15 protein-coding genes are annotated in these 17,228 nt (G+C 74.0%); all 15 read right to left on the reverse strand.

Annotated elements, in window-relative coordinates; genetic code table 11:
* Nucleotides 1–18: 18 nt before the first annotated feature.
* Nucleotides 19–570 carry an NUDIX hydrolase gene (locus DYI95_RS05725; RefSeq protein WP_116901387.1) on the reverse strand — a complete coding sequence of 184 codons (552 nt, stop codon included), beginning with the start codon at nucleotides 568–570 and terminating at the stop codon, nucleotides 19–21.
* Nucleotides 521–1,657: a DUF3866 family protein gene (locus DYI95_RS05730; protein ID WP_116901386.1), complete on the reverse strand. Its 1,137-nt coding sequence runs from the start codon at nucleotides 1,655–1,657 to the stop codon at nucleotides 521–523. The genes DYI95_RS05725 and DYI95_RS05730 overlap by 50 nt, the downstream gene beginning before the upstream one ends.
* A 41-nt stretch (nucleotides 1,658–1,698) precedes the next feature.
* The gene (locus DYI95_RS05735; RefSeq protein WP_116901385.1) at nucleotides 1,699–2,769 is read right to left on the reverse strand and encodes a hypothetical protein; all 1,071 of its coding nucleotides are present in this window, start codon (nucleotides 2,767–2,769) and stop codon (nucleotides 1,699–1,701) included.
* A 147-nt stretch (nucleotides 2,770–2,916) separates the two neighbouring features.
* Nucleotides 2,917–3,993, reverse strand: coding sequence for a Glu/Leu/Phe/Val dehydrogenase dimerization domain-containing protein (locus DYI95_RS05740; RefSeq protein ID WP_305849880.1), 1,077 nt, complete (start codon nucleotides 3,991–3,993; stop codon nucleotides 2,917–2,919).
* Nucleotides 3,994–4,018: 25 nt separating this feature from the next.
* Nucleotides 4,019–5,140, reverse strand: coding sequence for an amino acid dehydrogenase (locus tag DYI95_RS05745; RefSeq protein WP_116901465.1), 1,122 nt, complete (start codon nucleotides 5,138–5,140; stop codon nucleotides 4,019–4,021).
* 237 nt (nucleotides 5,141–5,377) lie between these two features.
* Nucleotides 5,378–6,445 (reverse strand): hypothetical protein, encoded by a 1,068-nt coding sequence (locus DYI95_RS05750; protein WP_116901384.1) that lies wholly within the window; start codon nucleotides 6,443–6,445, stop codon nucleotides 5,378–5,380.
* The gene (locus DYI95_RS05755; RefSeq protein ID WP_116901383.1) at nucleotides 6,442–7,167 is read right to left on the reverse strand and encodes a glycosyltransferase; all 726 of its coding nucleotides are present in this window, start codon (nucleotides 7,165–7,167) and stop codon (nucleotides 6,442–6,444) included. Before DYI95_RS05755 ends, DYI95_RS05750 begins: the two co-directional genes overlap by 4 nt.
* Nucleotides 7,164–8,033 carry a copper transporter gene (locus DYI95_RS05760; protein ID WP_116901382.1) on the reverse strand — a complete coding sequence of 290 codons (870 nt, stop codon included), beginning with the start codon at nucleotides 8,031–8,033 and terminating at the stop codon, nucleotides 7,164–7,166. The genes DYI95_RS05755 and DYI95_RS05760 overlap by 4 nt, the downstream gene beginning before the upstream one ends.
* 86 nt (nucleotides 8,034–8,119) lie before the next feature.
* Nucleotides 8,120–9,241 (reverse strand): putative cytokinetic ring protein SteA, encoded by a 1,122-nt coding sequence (steA, locus tag DYI95_RS05765; protein WP_116901381.1) that lies wholly within the window; start codon nucleotides 9,239–9,241, stop codon nucleotides 8,120–8,122.
* A 226-nt stretch (nucleotides 9,242–9,467) separates the two neighbouring features.
* A complete protein-coding gene (spo0A, locus tag DYI95_RS05770; RefSeq protein ID WP_116901380.1) occupies nucleotides 9,468–10,280 on the reverse strand; it encodes a sporulation transcription factor Spo0A in 813 nt (270 codons plus the stop codon).
* 139 nt (nucleotides 10,281–10,419) lie between these two features.
* Nucleotides 10,420–11,979, reverse strand: coding sequence for a SpoIVB peptidase (gene spoIVB, locus DYI95_RS05775; RefSeq protein WP_243149887.1), 1,560 nt, complete (start codon nucleotides 11,977–11,979; stop codon nucleotides 10,420–10,422).
* 691 nt (nucleotides 11,980–12,670) lie between these two features.
* A complete protein-coding gene (gene recN, locus DYI95_RS05780) occupies nucleotides 12,671–14,401 on the reverse strand; it encodes a DNA repair protein RecN (protein WP_116901379.1) in 1,731 nt (576 codons plus the stop codon).
* A gap of 45 nt (nucleotides 14,402–14,446) precedes the next feature.
* Nucleotides 14,447–14,893 carry an arginine repressor gene (gene argR, locus DYI95_RS05785; RefSeq protein WP_006904787.1) on the reverse strand — a complete coding sequence of 149 codons (447 nt, stop codon included), beginning with the start codon at nucleotides 14,891–14,893 and terminating at the stop codon, nucleotides 14,447–14,449.
* On the reverse strand, nucleotides 14,890–15,750 hold the full coding sequence (locus DYI95_RS05790) for an NAD(+)/NADH kinase (protein ID WP_116901378.1): 861 nt from the start codon (nucleotides 15,748–15,750) through the stop codon (nucleotides 14,890–14,892). Before DYI95_RS05790 ends, argR begins: the two co-directional genes overlap by 4 nt.
* Entirely contained in the window at nucleotides 15,747–17,228 is a 1,482-nt protein-coding gene (locus DYI95_RS05795; protein ID WP_243149888.1) for a M20 family metallopeptidase, read from the reverse strand. The genes DYI95_RS05790 and DYI95_RS05795 overlap by 4 nt, the downstream gene beginning before the upstream one ends.

A 17,228-nucleotide genomic window follows, 5' to 3' on the forward strand; every position in this document is an offset into this window, starting at 1 on the left:
TGCCGCTCATTGCGGCCCTCACGGCCGCTGCGGGGCGGATTCGGCCAGAAGGCCGCCCCGCTCCAGGAGCAGGAGGCCGATCAGGGTCTTGGCATCGGCGATCTCCCCGCGCTCTGCCATGGCGAGGGCTTCGGCCAGAGGTACCGCCCGGACGGCAATCTCCTCGTCGGGATCGGGGTGGCGGTGGCCCGGCTCCAGGTCCTGGGCGAGAAACAGCCACTTGTACTCGCTGGTGTACCCCGGCGAGGCGTAGAACCGGGCCAGCAGGCGCCAGGTCCGGGCGCGGAGGCCCGTCTCCTCTTCCAGCTCCCGCCGGGCTCCCGCCAGGGGGTCTTCCCCTGGTTCCCGGCGGCCGGCCGGCAGCTCCCAGAGTTCCTGCCCGGCCGGCAGGCGGTACTGCCGCACCAGGAGGACCTCCCGGCGCTCCGTCACGGCCGCCACCACCACGCTGCCCGGATGGTCGATCCAGTCCCGCAGGGCCTCCTGGCCGCCTTCCAGGCGGACCCGGCTGCGCCGTACCTCAAAGATCCTGCCGTTCCACACGGTTTCCGTCTCGAGGGGTGTCTCCACAGGCCGCCTCCTTTCCCGGCCGGTGGACCGGGACGGTACGACCGGGCTCCTGGTGCCGCGCCAGCCAGGCCGCCAGGATCCCGGCCGCCAGCCCGGCATGGAAGAAGGCGGGGTCCTGGTCGGGACCCCGGCCCATGCTGGTGACGACGGCGCCCTGGGCCCGCCACCAGGTGGCGGCCGGGGCGGTGAAGACCTCCACCGGCGTCACGGCAGCTCCGGCTGCCAGCTGTCCCAGTCGGCGGGCGGCCTCCCGTGGCAGGGGGCGCGGGAGGGCGAGCCAGGCCGGGGCTGCCAGGACCCCGAGGACGCCCGCCGTGTGGTGGCTCAGGCCCCTGTGCCGCGGCCGGCGGTCGGCCACGCTGAGCCGCGGGACCAGAACCGGCCGGCCCCCCAGGGCGGCGGCCAGACCCAGGACCCAGGCCTGATCCAGGCCCGAGTGGCCCAGGGTTTCTCCCGTCCCCAGGATGCCTGGTCCCATCCCGGCCACCACCAAGTCGGCGCCGCGTACCCTGGCGACCAGCAAGGCGGAGGCCAGGTGAACGGCCTCGTCGTCTCCGCCGAAGGCCTGCCCGGCGGTGATCACCCGCGCCAGCCACCGCCGCTCGCGAAGATCCTCCAGGAGCCGGCTGAAGGGCGCCGGCAGGGCGCCGGCGTCGGTCATGACGTAGACCGCGCCGCCCCGTCCGCCCGCCCATCGCCAGCCGGCCAGCACGGCCGGCAGCTGGCTGTGCAACTCCACGGCCACCACAGGCAAGCCGGCCAGGCTGTTGGGCAGGGGGCCCAGCCGCTCTTCCGCGGCCTCCACCCGCACCTGCAGCGGCGTGTACCGCAGCTTCATGGCCTCGCCCGTGCCGGGCGGAGGGCGCCGCCCGGGAATGGCGATGACCAGGTCGTACCCGCCCGTGCCCAGCCCCAGGTCCACCGCGGTGGTGTTAAGCCAGACCCGGTCGCCGGGCCCGGCCTTTCCGACCAGGTCGGGGAAGGCGATGGCCCGCCGCCATTCCTCGCCGGCCCGCACCAGAAGCTCCTGGCGCCTGGGAGTGCTGGCCAGCACCCGTTCCACCGTACCCCAGAGGGTGTGCAGCATGGCCGCCGCTCCTTACCTCCCCGCCCGCGGCCGCCACCGGGCTAGCGCTCCTCCCCTTCCTCCCCGCCCTGGTCCAGATGCAGCTCGGGGTCGCCGTCGTCCACGTCGGCCGTTACCGCTGCCTCGGCCGTGGCCTCCAGGTTCAGGGGTTCGTCGTCCCCTGCCCCTTCTCCGGCCGCCGGGGCCGGGGAAGGGCCCGGCTCCGGCGCTCCCTGTTCAGGGTGGTACCCGCCGGAGGCCGCCTCCTCGCCGCCGGGCGGGGACTCCGAAGCGGCGGCCGCCCGCGCCGCCGCCCTTTCCGCCTCCATCTGGGCCCGCATCTGGCGCCCCAGCTCCAGCAGGCGGTAGACCGGCGACTGGCGCACCCGCCGGTCCCGCATCTCCAGCAACTGCTCGTACACCTCAAGGAAGACCCGCGCCGCGGCCTCCACCACACCCCCCGCCAGAGGCGCCGCCCCCGCCAGGTAGGTCGCCTCACCCGTCCGGGCATTGGGCAGGCCGTACAGGCCCACCAGCAGTTCCTGGCCGGCCAGGGTCACCAGCTCGCAGTCCACCAGTTCCAGGTCCCGCTCGGGGGCCAGCAGCAGCGGCCGCAGGGCGTCCAGGACCGCCAGCAGCGCGGTGTGGGCCTGCTGCTTGCGCCGCGACCCGCCCGTGGCGGTGCCGTCCCAGCGGGCCGTTTCATCCCGGGGATCGCGGAAGGTGACCTCGATGCGGGTCTTGCCCGTGACCGCATCGGACTGGGTGACGAACCCGGCCAGCTCGGGCCGGACGGGCTCCCGCAGCGGCCCCAGGCCACGCACCTGGGCCACGCTGACCTTCTTGTGGTCGAGCCGCAGTCCGAACCGGGCCTGCAGGGCGCTTTCGATGTCGCGAACGATTTGCTTGGCACCCCGGTCCACCGTGGCCAGCACGTGGACGGTCTGGATGGCGCCCCAATCGTTCACCGAAAGGCGGACCGCCAGGACGCCCGGCAAGCGCGAGAGCAGGTCTTCGATGTCCGAGCGGCGGACCGCCGGGCGGATCGCCGGCCCCCGCCCAACCCGGCTCGCCGGCCCGGGCCGGCCGCCGGCCGCCCGGGTCCCGCCGCGCGATGGTGGCTCTGCTGCCATCCCCACGTCTCCCCCCTGGGTCCCCGTCGCTTTCGCCGGTGCGGTGCCGCGTTCCTCCCGCCGGCGCCGGCCCCTTCGGATTCGCAGGCCGGGGCCTGCCCGGTGCCTCCCGGGCAGCCGGCCCCGTCACGGCGGCCGGTACCCGGCTCAGCGCGGCCCGCGGCCGGGCATGTGCAGCCGGCGCAGCCGGGCGATGGCGTGGATGCGCTGCTCCGCCAGCCGGTCGGCGGCTTCCGCCGTGGTGATGCCCTGCTCCCGGGCCATGGTGAGGATCGCCTTCACCTTGTCGTAGATGGTCGCCACCCGGGCGTAGGCCCGGTCCCGGTCGTAGCCGCCGGGGGTGTACTCGTCGGCCACGTGGATCACGCCGCCGCCGTTGATCACGTAATCGGGCGCGTAGAGGATGCCTCGCCGGGCCAGTTCTTCCCCGTGGCGGGGTTCGGCCAGCTGGTTGTTGGCCGAACCGGCCACGATCCGGCAGCGCAAGCGCGGGATGGTCTGGTCGTTGAGAATCGCCCCCAGGGCACAGGGTGCGAAGACGTCGCACTCCACGCCGTAGATGGCGTCGGGTTCCACCACCTCGGCGCCGAAGTCCCGGGCTGCCTGCTGGGCCCGCTGGGGGTCGATGTCCGTGACCACCAGCCGGGCGCCGGCCTCATGGAGAAGCCGTGCCAGGTGGTAGCCCACGTGGCCCATGCCCTGGATGGCCACCACCCGGCCCTGGAAGGATTCGTCGCCGAAGGCTTCTACCAGGCAGGCCTTCATGCCCCGGAAGACCCCGTAGGCGGTGGCCGGCGAGGGGTCGCCCGAGCGGCCGGGCAGGCCGACCACGTGGCGCGTCTCCATGGCCACGTAGGCCATGTCGTCGGTGCCCGTGCCCACGTCTTCCGCGGTGATGTACCGGCCGCCCAGGGAATCGACGAACTGGCCGAAGGCGCGGAACAGCATTTCCGACTTGTCCCGCCGGGGATCGCCTATGATGACGCTCTTGCCGCCCCCGAAGTTGAGCCCCATGGCCGCGTTCTTGTAGGTCATGCCGCGGGCCAGGCGAAGGGCGTCGACGATGGCCTCCTCCTCGCTGGCGTAGGGCCACATGCGGCACCCGCCCAGGGCGGGGCCCAGGGTGGTGTCGTGGATGGCGATGATCGCCTTGAGCCCCGTGGCCCGGTCGTAACAGAACACCACCTGCTCGTGGCCCATGGTCTCCAGCTTGTCGAACACCAAGGCTCTCGCTCCTTTCCGGCCGGACTCAGCGGGGCGCCTGCCCGCCCGCCGGGGGCGGGCCGCCGGGCTCCGGGCCGTCCCCCGGCCGGTAGAACGTGCGCAGGGCAGCGGCCCCCGCCAGCCGCCGCCGGACCATCCATTCCGCGGCCTCCAGGGTGGTGATGGAACGTTCCCGGGCGATCCGGAAGATCGCCCGCAGCATGGGGCCGATGGCTGCGGTCTTGCGCATGACCCGGTCCCGGTCGTGCCCCTCCAGCTCGTCGGCCACCTGGATCAGGCCGCCCGCGTTGATCACGTAATCCGGCGCGTAGAGGATCTGCCGGTCCTGCAGGGCCGCCGCATGGCGCGGCTCGGCCAGCTGGTTGTTGGCCGCACCCGCCACCACCCGGCAGCGGAGGCGGGGGATGGTCTGGTCGTTGATCACCCCGCCCAGGGCGCACGGCGCGAAGACGTCGCAAGGCACGTCGTAGATGGCGCCGGGTTCCACCACCCGGGCACCATGCCGGCGGGCCACCGCCCGGGCCCGGTCCCCATCGACGTCGGTGACGGTGACCTCCGCCCCCGCCTCCGCCAGCCGGCGCACCAGCTTGCCGCCGACCTTGCCGCAGCCCTGGACCGCGACGCGGCGCCCCCGCAGGTCGCCGTCACCGTACACCTCTTCCAGGCAGGCCTGGATGCCCACGAACACCCCGTAGGCGGTGGTCTCCGAGCTGTCCCCGCTTCCTCCGTAGGCAGGCGGCAGGCCGACCAAGTACGGGGTTTCCCAGCGGGCGGCGACGAAATCCTCGGGGTTCGTGCCGGCGTCGGTGCCGGTGATCACCAGCCCGCCCAGGGTCTGGACGAACCGGCCCAGCGCCCGGAACAGGGCCTCGCTCTTGTCCCGTCCCGGGTCGCCCCAGATCACCACCTTGGCACCGCCGTAGTTCACCCCGGCCAGGGCGGATTTGGCGGTCATCCCCTGGCTCAGGCGCAGGGCGTCCTCCATCGCCTCCTCCTCGCCGGCATAGGGCCACATGCGGCAGCCGCCGAGGCCGGGGCCCAGCGTGGTATCGTGGACGGCCATGATCGCCCGCAGCCCAGCCGCCGGGTCGTAACAGAAGACCAGTTGCCGGTGGCCGCCGGCTGCCATGGCCTCGAAGACGGACACGCGCATCCCCCCGTGACGTCATCCCCCTGAGTGGTTCCCTCCCAGCATATGGGCCGGTATCCTGGGCCGGTGACCCGCGGTCCCGGGCGTGCCGCCGCGGCACGCGGCGGGCACAAGGAAGGGCCGTCCCGGGACGGGTACCCGCCGCCGTCCAGCGGCGCCGGGCTCGCGGTTCGGGACGGCCTCCAGGCCTCCGACCCCTTTCGTCAAGCGGCGCGTACCGTATCCCCAGCAAGATTACTCTTTCGGCCAGGAAGATCCTTGTGGGGTTGGGGAGGAAAGGGACTGGGTGCCCAGCCGGTCGGCCCAGCGTAAGGGTGGCAGGGCGTCGATCAGGCGGCTGAGGGAATGGAATTCACCGGCCAGATGCAGAGCCGCCAGCCCCACCAGCATCCCTGCCTGGGTGCCGGCCGGCGCGAGGGCGGCCAGCGCCCAGCCCAGGGCAGCCCCCAGGGCGTTGCTGCCGGCATCGCCCAGCATGGCCCGCTCGCCCAGGTCCAGGGGCAGGAGAACCAGGGCCGCCACGGCCACGGGCAACAGGACGAGGGCGGCGGCAGGCAGGGCAGCGGCCAGGGCCAGCCAGGCGGCAAAGAAGGTCTTGAGCGCCCGCCCCGGGCGCCGGTCCAGCAGGTTCATCCCGTTGGCGCTGGCCGCCACCAGGGCCGCCGCCAGCCCGCGGCCGGGCAGGTCCGGGGTAGGGGGCAGCAGGGTCCAGGCCAGCAGGGGGAGGATCAGCAGCTTGAGGCGCCCTCCCGTCAGGGCTTTGCCGGCGCCCAGGTGTCCTCGCCAGCCGCGCACCGGCTCATCCAGCAGGTCGTCCACCAGGCCGACCAGGGCGGTGGCTGCCACCAGGCCCAGCAGGGAGGGACCCGATGCCAGGAGGAGGGCCAGGGGTCCGGCGGGATCCGGCCCCAGCTCCCCGGGGGCGGCGGCGGGCGGACTGCTGCCGGCGGCGGCACCGCCCGGCCGTTCCGGGCTGGCGGGGCCAGGGGACGTGGGGAGGCCGCCGGCCGCAGGAACCCCCGCCGAGAGGGCCGGCAGGGACACGGAGGCGGGCAGGTCCGGGCCGGGCCGGGAACCGGGTGGCGCCGCCCACGCGGTGACGGCCGCGGCCACGGCCAGCGCAGCCAGGGGACCCGCCACCAGGGCCACCCCCAGCCCCGTTACCACCGGCCGGCCACGGTAGTTGGGACGAACCAGCCCGGCCCGGGCCAGGCGCTCCAGGAGGGCCAGGGCCAGCACCGCGGTCCCTGCCGCAGCCGCCGGTACGGCCAGGATCCAGCCCAGCTCGGCCGGGGTGGTCACGGGACCGCCACCCCTCCCCGGCGCCGGGCTGCCGTGTGCCGCCAGGCGCAAGCCGCCAGGGTCCAGGCGATGTGCACCAGCTGGTGGCCGCGGTGCAGGAAGCCGGCCAGGTCCATGCTGGTGACCCGGTGGGCGATGGGGACGGGCACCTCGACCACCGAGAGGCCGGCCCGCAGCGCCGCCAGGGTGAGGGCCACCTCGATGCCCCAGCCCCGAGGGAGGGGCTGGACCAGCTCGAGGAGGGTACGGCGCAGGATGCGCTGGCCCGACAGGGGCGCCTCCAGCACCCGGCCGCCCAGGCGGGCCAGCCCCCAGCGGGCCAGGCCTACGGCAGCCCCCAGGCCGTGGCGTCCCGGCCGCCGCGGCGGGGCGGCGATGAGCATGTCGGCCTGGCCCGCCAGGGCCCGTTCCACCAGCACGGCCAGGTGAGCGGCCGAGGGACCCAGGTCGGCGTCGGCGAACAGCAGCCACGGCGCCCGGGTTCGGGCGGCTCCGGCCAGCAAGGCATGGGCCTTGCCCCGGCGGCGCCCGAGCCGGAGGACCCGGGCGCCCGCCGCCGCGGCCCGGGCGGCCGTGGAGTCGGTGGAGCCGTCATCCACCACCCAGACGGTACCCACGGCAGGACAGCGGGCCAGGGCCCGTACCGTCTCCCCCACCGTGGCTTCTTCGTTATAGGCGGGCACCACCGCTTCCACCGCCGGCTCCGGGCAGGCCGCACTCACGGGCCCACCCCCAGACCTTCCAGCCGGTCCTGCTGGCCGGCCAGGGTGAGGATCAGGGTGACCCGGGCTGCGGCCGAGCCGGCTTCCACCAGCGGGACCCCGGCACCCGCGTAGACGGCGGCCCGCTGGCCGCCGGGAGCCGCCAGGCCGGCCACGGTGAGCCCTTCCCCTTGCAGGGCTTCCAGCAAGGGCCCCAGGATGGCTTCCGGTTCGTGACCCGCCGCGTGCACGATGACCACCCCGTCCGGCCGGGCCGGCCCGTCGCCGGGGGCCGGTTGCCAGGTCAGGCCGCCCACGGCCGCCAGCCCGGCCACCCCTGCGGGTGGCTCGGCCTTCGGACCCTGGACCAGCGCTTCCGCGAGGGCGCCGGCCACGCCCTGGACCAGGCGCTGCCGGCCGGCCCCCGGGGTACCCAGGGCAGCCGCCGCCACCTCGGGCCAGCTGCCGGCCAGCTGCGCCAGGCCGGGGTCGACCACCAGCCGGGCACCCGGGCGGGCCGCCGCAGCTTGAAGCAGTTGGGCCGCCTCCTGGGCGAGGGGCGCCTCGGCCTCGCCCAGCACCACCAGGGCGATCCTCCGGCCCGTGAGCCGGCCCTCCACCGCCAGGGAGGCCAGGGCCTGCTCGGCCTGGCCGTAGCGGGCCAGCTCGCTGCTCAGGCGCCGGTTCTCGCTGCGCAGGAGGGCGGTGTCCCGGCGCAGGGCGGCGAAGTCCTCTTCCAGGGAACGGATGAGGGCCTGCTGGCGCTCCAGCAGGGTCCGGTCGTCCAGCATCCCCGCGCCGATGAAGATTCCCACCCCCAGGGCGAGGAACACGGCCATCAACGTGAGCAGGTGATACCGCAGTCCCAGGGGACCCGGTCGTCCCACGTCGCTTCCTCCTTTGCCACCGCGCCCTGCCGGCGCCAGGCGACGGCCGGCGCCCTCTCCCGTCCCCGCTGGGGCTTGCGGCCCCTTCACCACCCCAGGGCAACCCGTGCCTGCAGCCAGACCAGTTCCAGCCAGGTGCGCAGCCAGGGGGATACGGCCACCATGGCCGCGACGGGAACCAGGGCCGCCACCACCAGGTGGGCCAGGTGCCGGCCCGTCAGCCGCGAGCGGTAGATCCGGCTGACGCCCTTGGCATCCACCAGGTGGGTCCCCACCTTCAGCCGTACCAGCAGGGTGCTGGCCATCCCCTCCCGCCCCTTGTCCAGGAAGTCCACCAGGTTGGTGTGGGTGCCGACCGCCACCATCAGGTCGGCCCCCGCCTGGTAGGCCAGCAGCATGGCCGCGTCCTCGCTGGTTCCGGGCGCGGCGAAGCGCACGGCGGCCAGCCCCAGGGAACGAAGCCGCTCCGCCCCCGGGGCCCGCCCGTCGGGGTACGCGTGGACCACCAGCTCCGCCCCGCAGCGCAGGGCCCGGTCGGAGACGCTGTCCATGTCGCCGATGATCAGGTCCGGGCGGTAGCCCTCCGCCAGCAGGGCGTCGGCGCCGCCGTCGATGCCGATCAGCACCGGCCGCACCTCTTCGATGTAAGGCCGAATGGCGGCCAGGTCTTCACGGTAGGCGGGCCCCCGCGCCACCAGCAGCACCTGCCGCCCCTCCAGCCGGGTGCGCAGCGGCGGCAGTTCCCAGCGCCCCAGCACCAGGTCCCGCTCGCGGCGCGCCCGCTCCAGGGTGTTTTCCAGGAACCGCGCCAGCTCCAGGTCCAGGTTGGCCCGGGCCCGGGCCATGCGTTCCTCCACGTACCGGCGGGTCAGAGGTGTGCCGCGGCCCAGGTACCGGTCGCCGCACCAGACGGTGGCCTCCTCCACCCGCAGGAGGTCGCCGTCGCGGATGCTGTTCAAAAGGGCCTCCCCCAGGCCGTCCAGGACCGGAATGCCGGCCGCCAGCAGGACGGCGGCCCCGGTGGCGGGGTACCGGCCCGTCAGGGTTTCTTCGGCGTTGAGGACGGCGCGGACGCCGGCGTCCACCAGCGAGCGGGCGGCCACCTCGTCCATGTCCCGGTGGGCCACTACGGCGATGTCGCCCGGGCGGAGGCGCCGCACCAGCCGCTTGGTCCGCCGGTCGACCCGCGCCGGACCGGTCACCCGCATGGGATGCCCTCCCCGTACCGGTTCCGGCACTGAATATTTCCAAATCCACCGGCTGTTATCGCAGGCCCTGGGGGATGCCTGGAATCAAGGGGGAAAAAGAAGAGCAGGGCCCCCGCCGGGGGCGGGTGGCCCTGCTCTTCTTTGGCTGTGCTCTGGCCCGGGGGCCGTGTCCTGGCCCAAGGGAGTTTCCCTGGGCGCAGCGGGCATGCGCGCAGGGACCCCGGGGCTACTTCATGTTCATCCGCAGGCGATCCGCCACCATGGCGATGAACTCCGAATTGGTCGGCTTGCCCCGGTCGGCGTGCACCGTATGGCCGAAGAGCCGGTTCACCACGTCCATGTTGCCGCGGTTCCAGGCTACCTCGATGGCGTGCCGGATCGCCCGCTCGACCCGGCTGGGCGTGGTGTCGTACTTGACGGCAATGGAGGGATAGAACTCCTTGGTCACGGCACCAAGCAGCTCGACCCGGTGGACCACGCGGAGGATGGCCTCCCGGAGGTAAAGATACCCCTTGATGTGGGCCGGGATCCCGATCTGGTGGAGCAGGTTCGTCACTTCAACTTCCAGGTTGCGGTCCCGCGCCGGCGCAGGGGCCCGGCGTGCCGGCTGCCGCCCGGCTCCCGCGACCTGGCGAATGCGGTCCGCCAGGACGTCCAGGTCGAAGGGCTTCAAAACAAAATAGCTGGCACCCAGCTCCGCCACCCGCCTGCTGACGGCCTCCTGCCCGAAGGCCGTCAGCATCACGACCTGGGGACGGCGTGGCAGCTCCATGGCCGCCAGGGTCTCCAGAACCCCGATGCCGTCCAGGTGGGGCATGATGACGTCCAGCAGGACCACATCGGGTGCGGAGGACTGGATCCGCTCCACCACGTCCTGGCCATCATGAGCAATGCCCACCAGTTCCATGTCCGGCTGCTGTTCCAGGTAGGTGGCCAGGAGCTCACAAAATTCCCGGTTGTCATCGGCGATCAGGACGCGAATCGGCTCCGCCGACAGGGCGGGCGTCGGCTGTGCCATAGCGGTTGCGGCCTGCACCATGCCTCCGTCTGCCTCCTTCAGGATCCCCGGGGTCCTTCATCGTGTTTGTCAGCCGCCCTGGCAACTCCTGCCGGAATCACAACAAAACTTGTCGACGAAATCCGACATGATGCCGCGCCGGTTCGACGCAAAGCCTGTGTTATGGAAAACCTTCGCCAGGTCCCGGGAGTTTGTGGGGCCAGGGCCCGTTTTCCCGCCAAGCCGGCGGCTCCGGCCCGGACGCCGGATGGGGTGAAAAGCCGGGAAGCCGGGACCCCTTGAGGGACCCCGGCCCCGGCGTGATCACCAGGCCGTTCCGTGCCGGTTCCTCCACCGCAGTGGCCGTGGGCGCCGCGCCAGCCGCCGGTCCCGATCGCGCCCCCGGGGATACCGCCCGCGCGTCGTCCGGTACAGGCAGGCCGCCCTGGGCGGTGGGGGCTGCGGCGGGCCCTGTCAGGTTGGCCGCCTCCAGCATTCGCTCCGCCAGCACGCCATAGCCGCGGGTGGCATCGTTGACGAAGACATGGGTCACCGCCCCCACCAGGCGGCCGTCCTGGAGAATGGGGCTGCCGCTCATGCCCTGGACGATGCCCCCCGTCCGGGCCAGCAGCTCCGGATCGGTAACCCGGATCACCAGGTCGCGGCCATCCCCGGCGCCGGTGACCCGCTGGATCTCCACCTGAAAAGCCCGCGGCTCCTCCCCGTCCAGAACGGTCAAGATCTGGGCGGGCCCGGGATGGACCTCGCCGACCGTGGCCACCGGGACCGGGTGGCGGACGGGTCCCGGGCGCGGTTCGGCCAGCAGCCGGCCGGCGATGCCGACGGGCGTGTTGCGGTCGATGGTTCCCAGGGCCGTGGCCCCGGGCGGCACCACGCCGATCTTCTCCCCTGGATCGCCCCGCCGTGACGGCTCGATGGCCGTGATCCGGGCGGGCAGGATCTGACCGTCACCCACGGGCAGGGGAACCTGGGTTTCCGGGTCCGCCACCACGTGACCCAGGGCGGCGTAACGACCGGTGCCCGGGTGGTAAAAAGTCAGGGTCCCCACCCCGGCCACCCGGTCGCGTACCCAGATGCCGATGGCAAAGCGTTGCTGGTCCCGGTTGTAAACCGGCTCGATGCGGCGCGTAAGCACCTGGTCCCCGCGCCGCACCTCAACCTCCACCGGTTCGCCCTGCCGGCCCGCCCGGTCGATCAGCCGGACGGCTTCGGCATCACTGTCCACCGGTTCCCCGTTGATGCGGGTGATCAGATCCCCCGGTTTCAGCCCGGCCTGCCGCGCCGGCTCCGCCGTGCCGCCACCGTCCAGGGGCACCGGCGCGTAGTCCACCACCAGCACGCCACGGGCCTGCACCATCACGCCCACCGCCTGGCCCCCCGGAACCACCTCGACCCGGGGCACCACCTCCACGGTGACGGGCCGCAGGGGCATCCACCCGAAGAGGTTCATCTCCAGGCGGGCCACACCGGGCCGCTGGGCCGCCAGCGACAGGGGAAGGCGGGTGGTTCCGCCGGTTCCCCCTCCCACGTCCAGCACACCCGGCGGTTCGGCCCGCACCGATATGGGGATGGGGAGGCCAGGCCCGAGCTTCTGCACCGAATCGGGCGTGAGCCGGACGTGACCGGGAATCGCCACCTGCCAGCGGGCCAGCAGTACCAGGAGGAACGCGGCCGCCGCCGCGCCCCACACCCCGGCCCTCCGGACTCGCGCTGGGTGCAAGGGCATCCCCTCCTTTTCTGGAGGGACCCCGTCCCCGCGCGCGGCCGGGTCGTGCCCCGTGGCCTCCTGCCGGGACCTTCGCTACATCCTGCCACGCCCGGGGAAAGACCGGGCGACGCAGGAAACGGCCGGTTGTTCCGTTTTTCAAGGAACGGCCGGCGGCTGCGGCTGCTCCTCAAGGAGCAGGCCGCCGCCCAGGGGTAGTGTCGGGCGAAGGGCGCGGCCGGATGTTACGGAAAGGTTGCAAGGGGTGGAAGCCGTCGCCCCGGCCTTCCACCCCCAGGCCGGGCCGGCACCGGGGACGGAGCCGGGCGAAGGCCAGCGTGAGGCGGGGCGGCACGGGGGGCGGCGCTGCTCGCGGCCCGATGGCCGGGACGCCCCGGCCTGGACGTCCCGGCCGGTGCGCAGGGCAGGGCGGGCCAGGCCTGGCGCGCGCACGCCTTCGTTTAACGCGCGGGCGGTCTGGGCGGTCCTCTTGGGGATCAAAAGACATGCGCCGGCGTGAAAGGGCGGGCGCGGGCGGGGCCGTGGTGTTGGGAGCCGGAAGCCGGGTGGTCGGGCCGCCCGGGACGGGCGCCTTGCCGGGCACCCCTGCGGGAGGCCCGGGCGCGGCGTTCAGGGCGCGGGTCCCCGCCGCGCCGGGCCGTTCCCGCCGTGCGGGGTCGCGCCGCGCCGGTCCCCGGCCGGCGGCTCATCCGGCCTGGCGAAGCTTCCGGGCGCGCTCCAGCAGCAGGCGCGCCGCCCCGGTTCCCTCCTGGCCCGAACCCGTGCCCAGCATGCGGGCCAGCTCTTGCAGCCGCTCTTCCCCCGCCAACATACGGATCGTGGTGCGGGTCCGCCTGCCGCGGGTTTCCTTGCGGACCGCCAAGTGCCGGTCGGCAAGGGCGGTTATGGGTGCCAGGTGGGTGACGCAAAGGACCTGGCGAGCCCGCGCCAGGGCCGCCAGGCGCTGGCCCACGGCCCACGCCGTCTCGCCGCCCACGCCGGTGTCGACCTCGTCGAAGATCACCGTAGGCACCTCTCCGGCCGTCACGTGCAGGCTGCGCAAGGCCAGCATCACCCGCGACCGCTCGCCGCCGGAAGCGGCGCGCGCCAGGGGCCTGGGCGGCTCGCCCGGGTTGGGGGCCAGCAGGAACTCCACCCGGTCGACGCCCCTTTCGGTCAGGCGCACCGTGCCGCCCTCCCAGGGGACGCCAGCCGGGTCGGGGACCGTCTGGAAGGCGACCGACAAGCCGGCTCCCGGCATGCCCAGGGCGGCCAGGATGGGCCGCAGCTCGCGGCTCAGCCGGCCGGCTGCCTCCCGGCGCGCCTGGTGGAGCTGGCGCGCCAGGCCGGCAGCCTCGGCCAGGATCCGCTGCCGTTCCGCTTCCAGCATGGCCACCCGCTCGGCCGCGCCCTCCAGCTCGGCGATCCGCTCCGCCACCTGGCGCCGGTAGGCCAGGATATCCTCGATGGAATCGCCGTACTTGCGCTTGAGGTCCTGCAGGCGGGCCAGGCGCTCCTCCACCTGGGCGAGAGCAGCGGGATCATGCTCGACGGCACCCGCCCTTGACCGGACGTCCCGTGCCGCCTCTTCCACCTCGTACTCCAGACCCCGCACCCGCTGGGCCAGGCCCGCCAGAGCGGGGTCAATGGCGCTTGCTTCCTCCAGGGCCCGGGCCGCTTCGCCCAGCCGGTCGGCGGCGGAGGAGCCGGCGGCGTACAGGGCCTCGTAGGCCTCGCCCAGGTGGCGGGCCAGCCGCTCCGCCCCAGCCAGCAGCCGCCGCCGGGAGACCAGCTCGTCCTCCTCGCCGGGCACCAGCTGGGCGGCATCGATCTCGTCGCGCTGAAAGCGCAGCAGGTCGAGCTCGCGCTCCCGCTCCCGCGGGTTGGCGGCCAGGTGCCGCAGGCGGGCGGCCAGTTCCCGCAGCCGCGCGACCCTGTCGGCCAGCTGCGCGCGCAGGGCCGCCACGCCGGCGCCCGCCAGGGCATCCAGCCACTCCAGCTGCTGGTCGGGATCCAGCAGGGCCTGGTTGTCGCCCTGGCCGTGAACCTCCACCAGCAGCGCTCCCACCTGGCGCAGCAGGGCCGTGGTGACCGGCCGGCCGTTGATGCGCGCCGTGCTGCGCCCGGCCCGGCTGACCTCCCGCGTCAGGATCAGCCGGCCGTCCTCGTCGGGCTGCAGCCCTGCTTCCTCCAGGACCGCCGCCAGCCTGGGACCGGGGGCCTGCCCGATGTGAAAGACGGCGTCCACCCGGCCGGATTCCGCACCCTCCCGGACCCGGTCGGGGCTGGCCCGGTCGCCCAGGGCGAGGCCCAGGGCGTCGATCAGGATGGACTTGCCCGCCCCCGTCTCGCCGGTCAACAGGTTGAGGCCGGGACCGAATTCCACGTGGGCGGTATCGATCAACGCGATGTTCTCGATCACCAGCTCCGCCAGCACCCGGCTCCCTCCCATCGACTCCCGGCGGCTCTCTACGGCCCCGCCCTACCGGGCCAGCTCCCGGAACCGCTCGGCCACCGCCGGCGCCAGTTCCCGCGAGCGGACCACCACCAGCACCGTGTTGTCTCCGGCCACCGTGCCCACGATCTCGGTCCAGCCCAGCTGGTCAATGGCCTCGCCCGCCGCGGCGGCGGTGCCGCGAAGGGTCTTCACCACCACTAGGTTCTCGCTGACGTCGATGTCCAGCAGCGACTCGCGGAAGAGCCGCCGCAGGCGCTCCCGCCCGCCGGGCGCCGCCTCCGGCAGGGCGTAACAGTAGCGGCCGTCGCCCGTGGGCGACTTGACCAGCCCCAGCTCCTTGATGTCGCGGGAGACGGTGGCCTGGGTGGCCGGGAATCCCCGCCGTTCCAGTTCCCGGACCAGTTCCTCCTGGGTTTCGATGGGCATGGTCTGGATGATCTCCAGGATCAGGCGCTGGCGCCTGGACTTCACCGGCGCCCCCCTCCTTCGGGCGTGGTAAAGAGCTTGGCCCGCAGGACCTCATAGAAAGGCCACGGGCTCCGCCGTACCAATCGCAGGGTGCGGCGGCCCAACCGGGCCACGAGCTGCTGCCCGGCGGCCAGCGGGCGGCTCTCCTGGCCGTCGGCCGTCACCAGCGCATCGCCTTCCACCAGTTCCACCGTCACCGTCCGTTGGGGGGCCACCAGAAACGGCCGCACCCCCAGGCTGAAGGAATTGAGGGGCACCACCACCAGGCATTCCAGGTCCGGCGGCACCGCCGGACCGCCCGCCGCCAGCCCGTAGGCCGTCGACCCGGTGGCGGTCGCCAGCACCACGCCGTCACCGGCCATCTCCGCCGCCAGCTGGCCGTCCACGGTCAGGCGAAGGCGCAGAAGGCGCGCGGTGGCCCCGCTGCGCACCACCAGGTCGTTCACCGCCCAGAGGTCCTGGCCGCCGGTCGTTCCCTCCAGGAGGCGGCGCTCGTCCAGGACGAACCGGCCCTCCAGCACCGCGGGCAGCATGTCCCAGACCTCGGCGGGCGACACCTCGGCCAGAAAGCCCACCCGGCCCAGGTTGACGCCGAGCAGCGGCACCGCCGCCGGCACCACCCGCGCTGCCCGCAACAAGGTTCCGTCGCCTCCCAAAGAGACGACCACGCCCGCCTCTCCCGGCAACCCCCGGGTTTCCCGCTGCCGCTCCACCCCCGCCGCCGGCAGGTGCACCACCGCCACGCCGCGACGGTCAAGCCAGGGGGCGAGCCGAGCTGCCATTTCCTGACCGGCCGGTTTCGTCGCGAACAGTCCCACCCAGCGCAGTGGCCCGTGAGATCCAGTATATTCCATCGTCATCCGGTCCCGTCCTGCCCTGAACCGGCGCCGGCACCCAAGGGGCGCTCCCCCAGGTCCAGGATCAGGCCCGCCACCAGCGCCGCGCGCCGCGGCATCGCGTCCAGGTCCACGTGCTCATCCTGGGAGTGGGCGCCGTCGCCCGTGGCACCCAGCCCGTCCAGGGTGGGCACGCCCAGGGCGGAAGTGAAGTTGCCGTCGCTGGCGCCGCCCACGGCGGTGCCTTCCACGTCCATCCCCAGCCGGCGTCCCACCGCTTGGGCCCGCCGGAACAGAGCCTGGTTGCCCGGCGTGAACTCCATGGGCGGCCGCTCGAAAGCGCCCAGCAGTTCCACCCGCGCCCCCGGGTGAACCGCCTCCCACCGGCGGAAGAGATCTTCAATGCGCCGGGCTTCGTCCAGGGTCGCAACCCGCACGTCGACGGCCGCTTCGGCGCAGCCGGCCACCACGTTGGGGCGCAGGCCGCCGCGCACCACGCCCACGTTGACCGTCGTGCCCCGGCCCGGATCGGTCAAGGCGTGCAGGCGCAGGATCTGCCGGGCCAGTTCCTCCACGGCGCTGACGCCCCGGTCCGGATCGTTGCCTGCGTGGGCTTCCCGGCCCTCCACCACCAGCCGGAAATCGCCCACTCCCTTGCGGGCCGTCTTCAGCCGCCCGGCCGCAGCCGGCTCCAGCACCAGCACCGCCTGGTGGTGCCGGGCCAGTTCTTCGATCAGTGTCCGGGAGGTGCGGCTCCCCGTCTCCTCGTCGGAGGTGAGGAGAAAGGTCACGGGCGGGGGCTCCACGGCCCCATCCGCACCTGCTGCCCCGGTGAGCGCCGCCAGCGCCTCCAGGGCGGCCAGGCCGATGACGATCCCGGCCTTCATGTCGAAGACACCGGGCCCGTAGCCCCGCCCGCCCTCCCGGCGGAAGGGCCGCCGCGCGGCTTCCCCCGGGGGCCATACGGTGTCGTAGTGGGCCAGGAGCAAGATGCCCCTCCGGCGGTGGCTCCCCGGGCCGGCCGAACCGGCCGCCATGGCCGCCTCCTCTCCTGGCCCGGCGGCTCCGCGGGTCCCGGCGTCCGGGAAGAACCGGGCCACCAGGTGGTCGCCGGCCTGCTCCTGGCGGACCCGCCGCACCCGGGCTCCCCTGCGGATCAGTTCCTCCTGGAGCCGGCCAGCCAGCCGGTCCAGCAGGGGCTTGTGGTCGCTGGGGGAGTCGTGGTTCACCAGGTCCGCCAGCAGCTCCTCCATGGCGGGGCCCGCCTCCTCGGTGAGGCGGGCCAGGCGGGCTGCCAGCCGGGCCACGGCCGGAGCCGGCTCCCCGGCGCCGGCCCCGGGCTCGTACCGGCCCGCGCCGGCCGCCAGCCCGGGGACAGCTGGCGCACCGCCGCCGGCCCGCGGCGCCGGTTCCCCGGAAATGCGCCCGCTCCCGTCCTGCCCGTGCCCGGCACCAGGCCCTTGCCCGGGGCCCCTTGCTCCACCCGCTGGTTCTCCGTTCAC

Source organism: Thermaerobacter sp. PB12/4term (assembly GCF_003403315.2).
Classification (GTDB): Bacteria; Bacillota; Sulfobacillia; order Thermaerobacterales; family Thermaerobacteraceae; genus Thermaerobacter.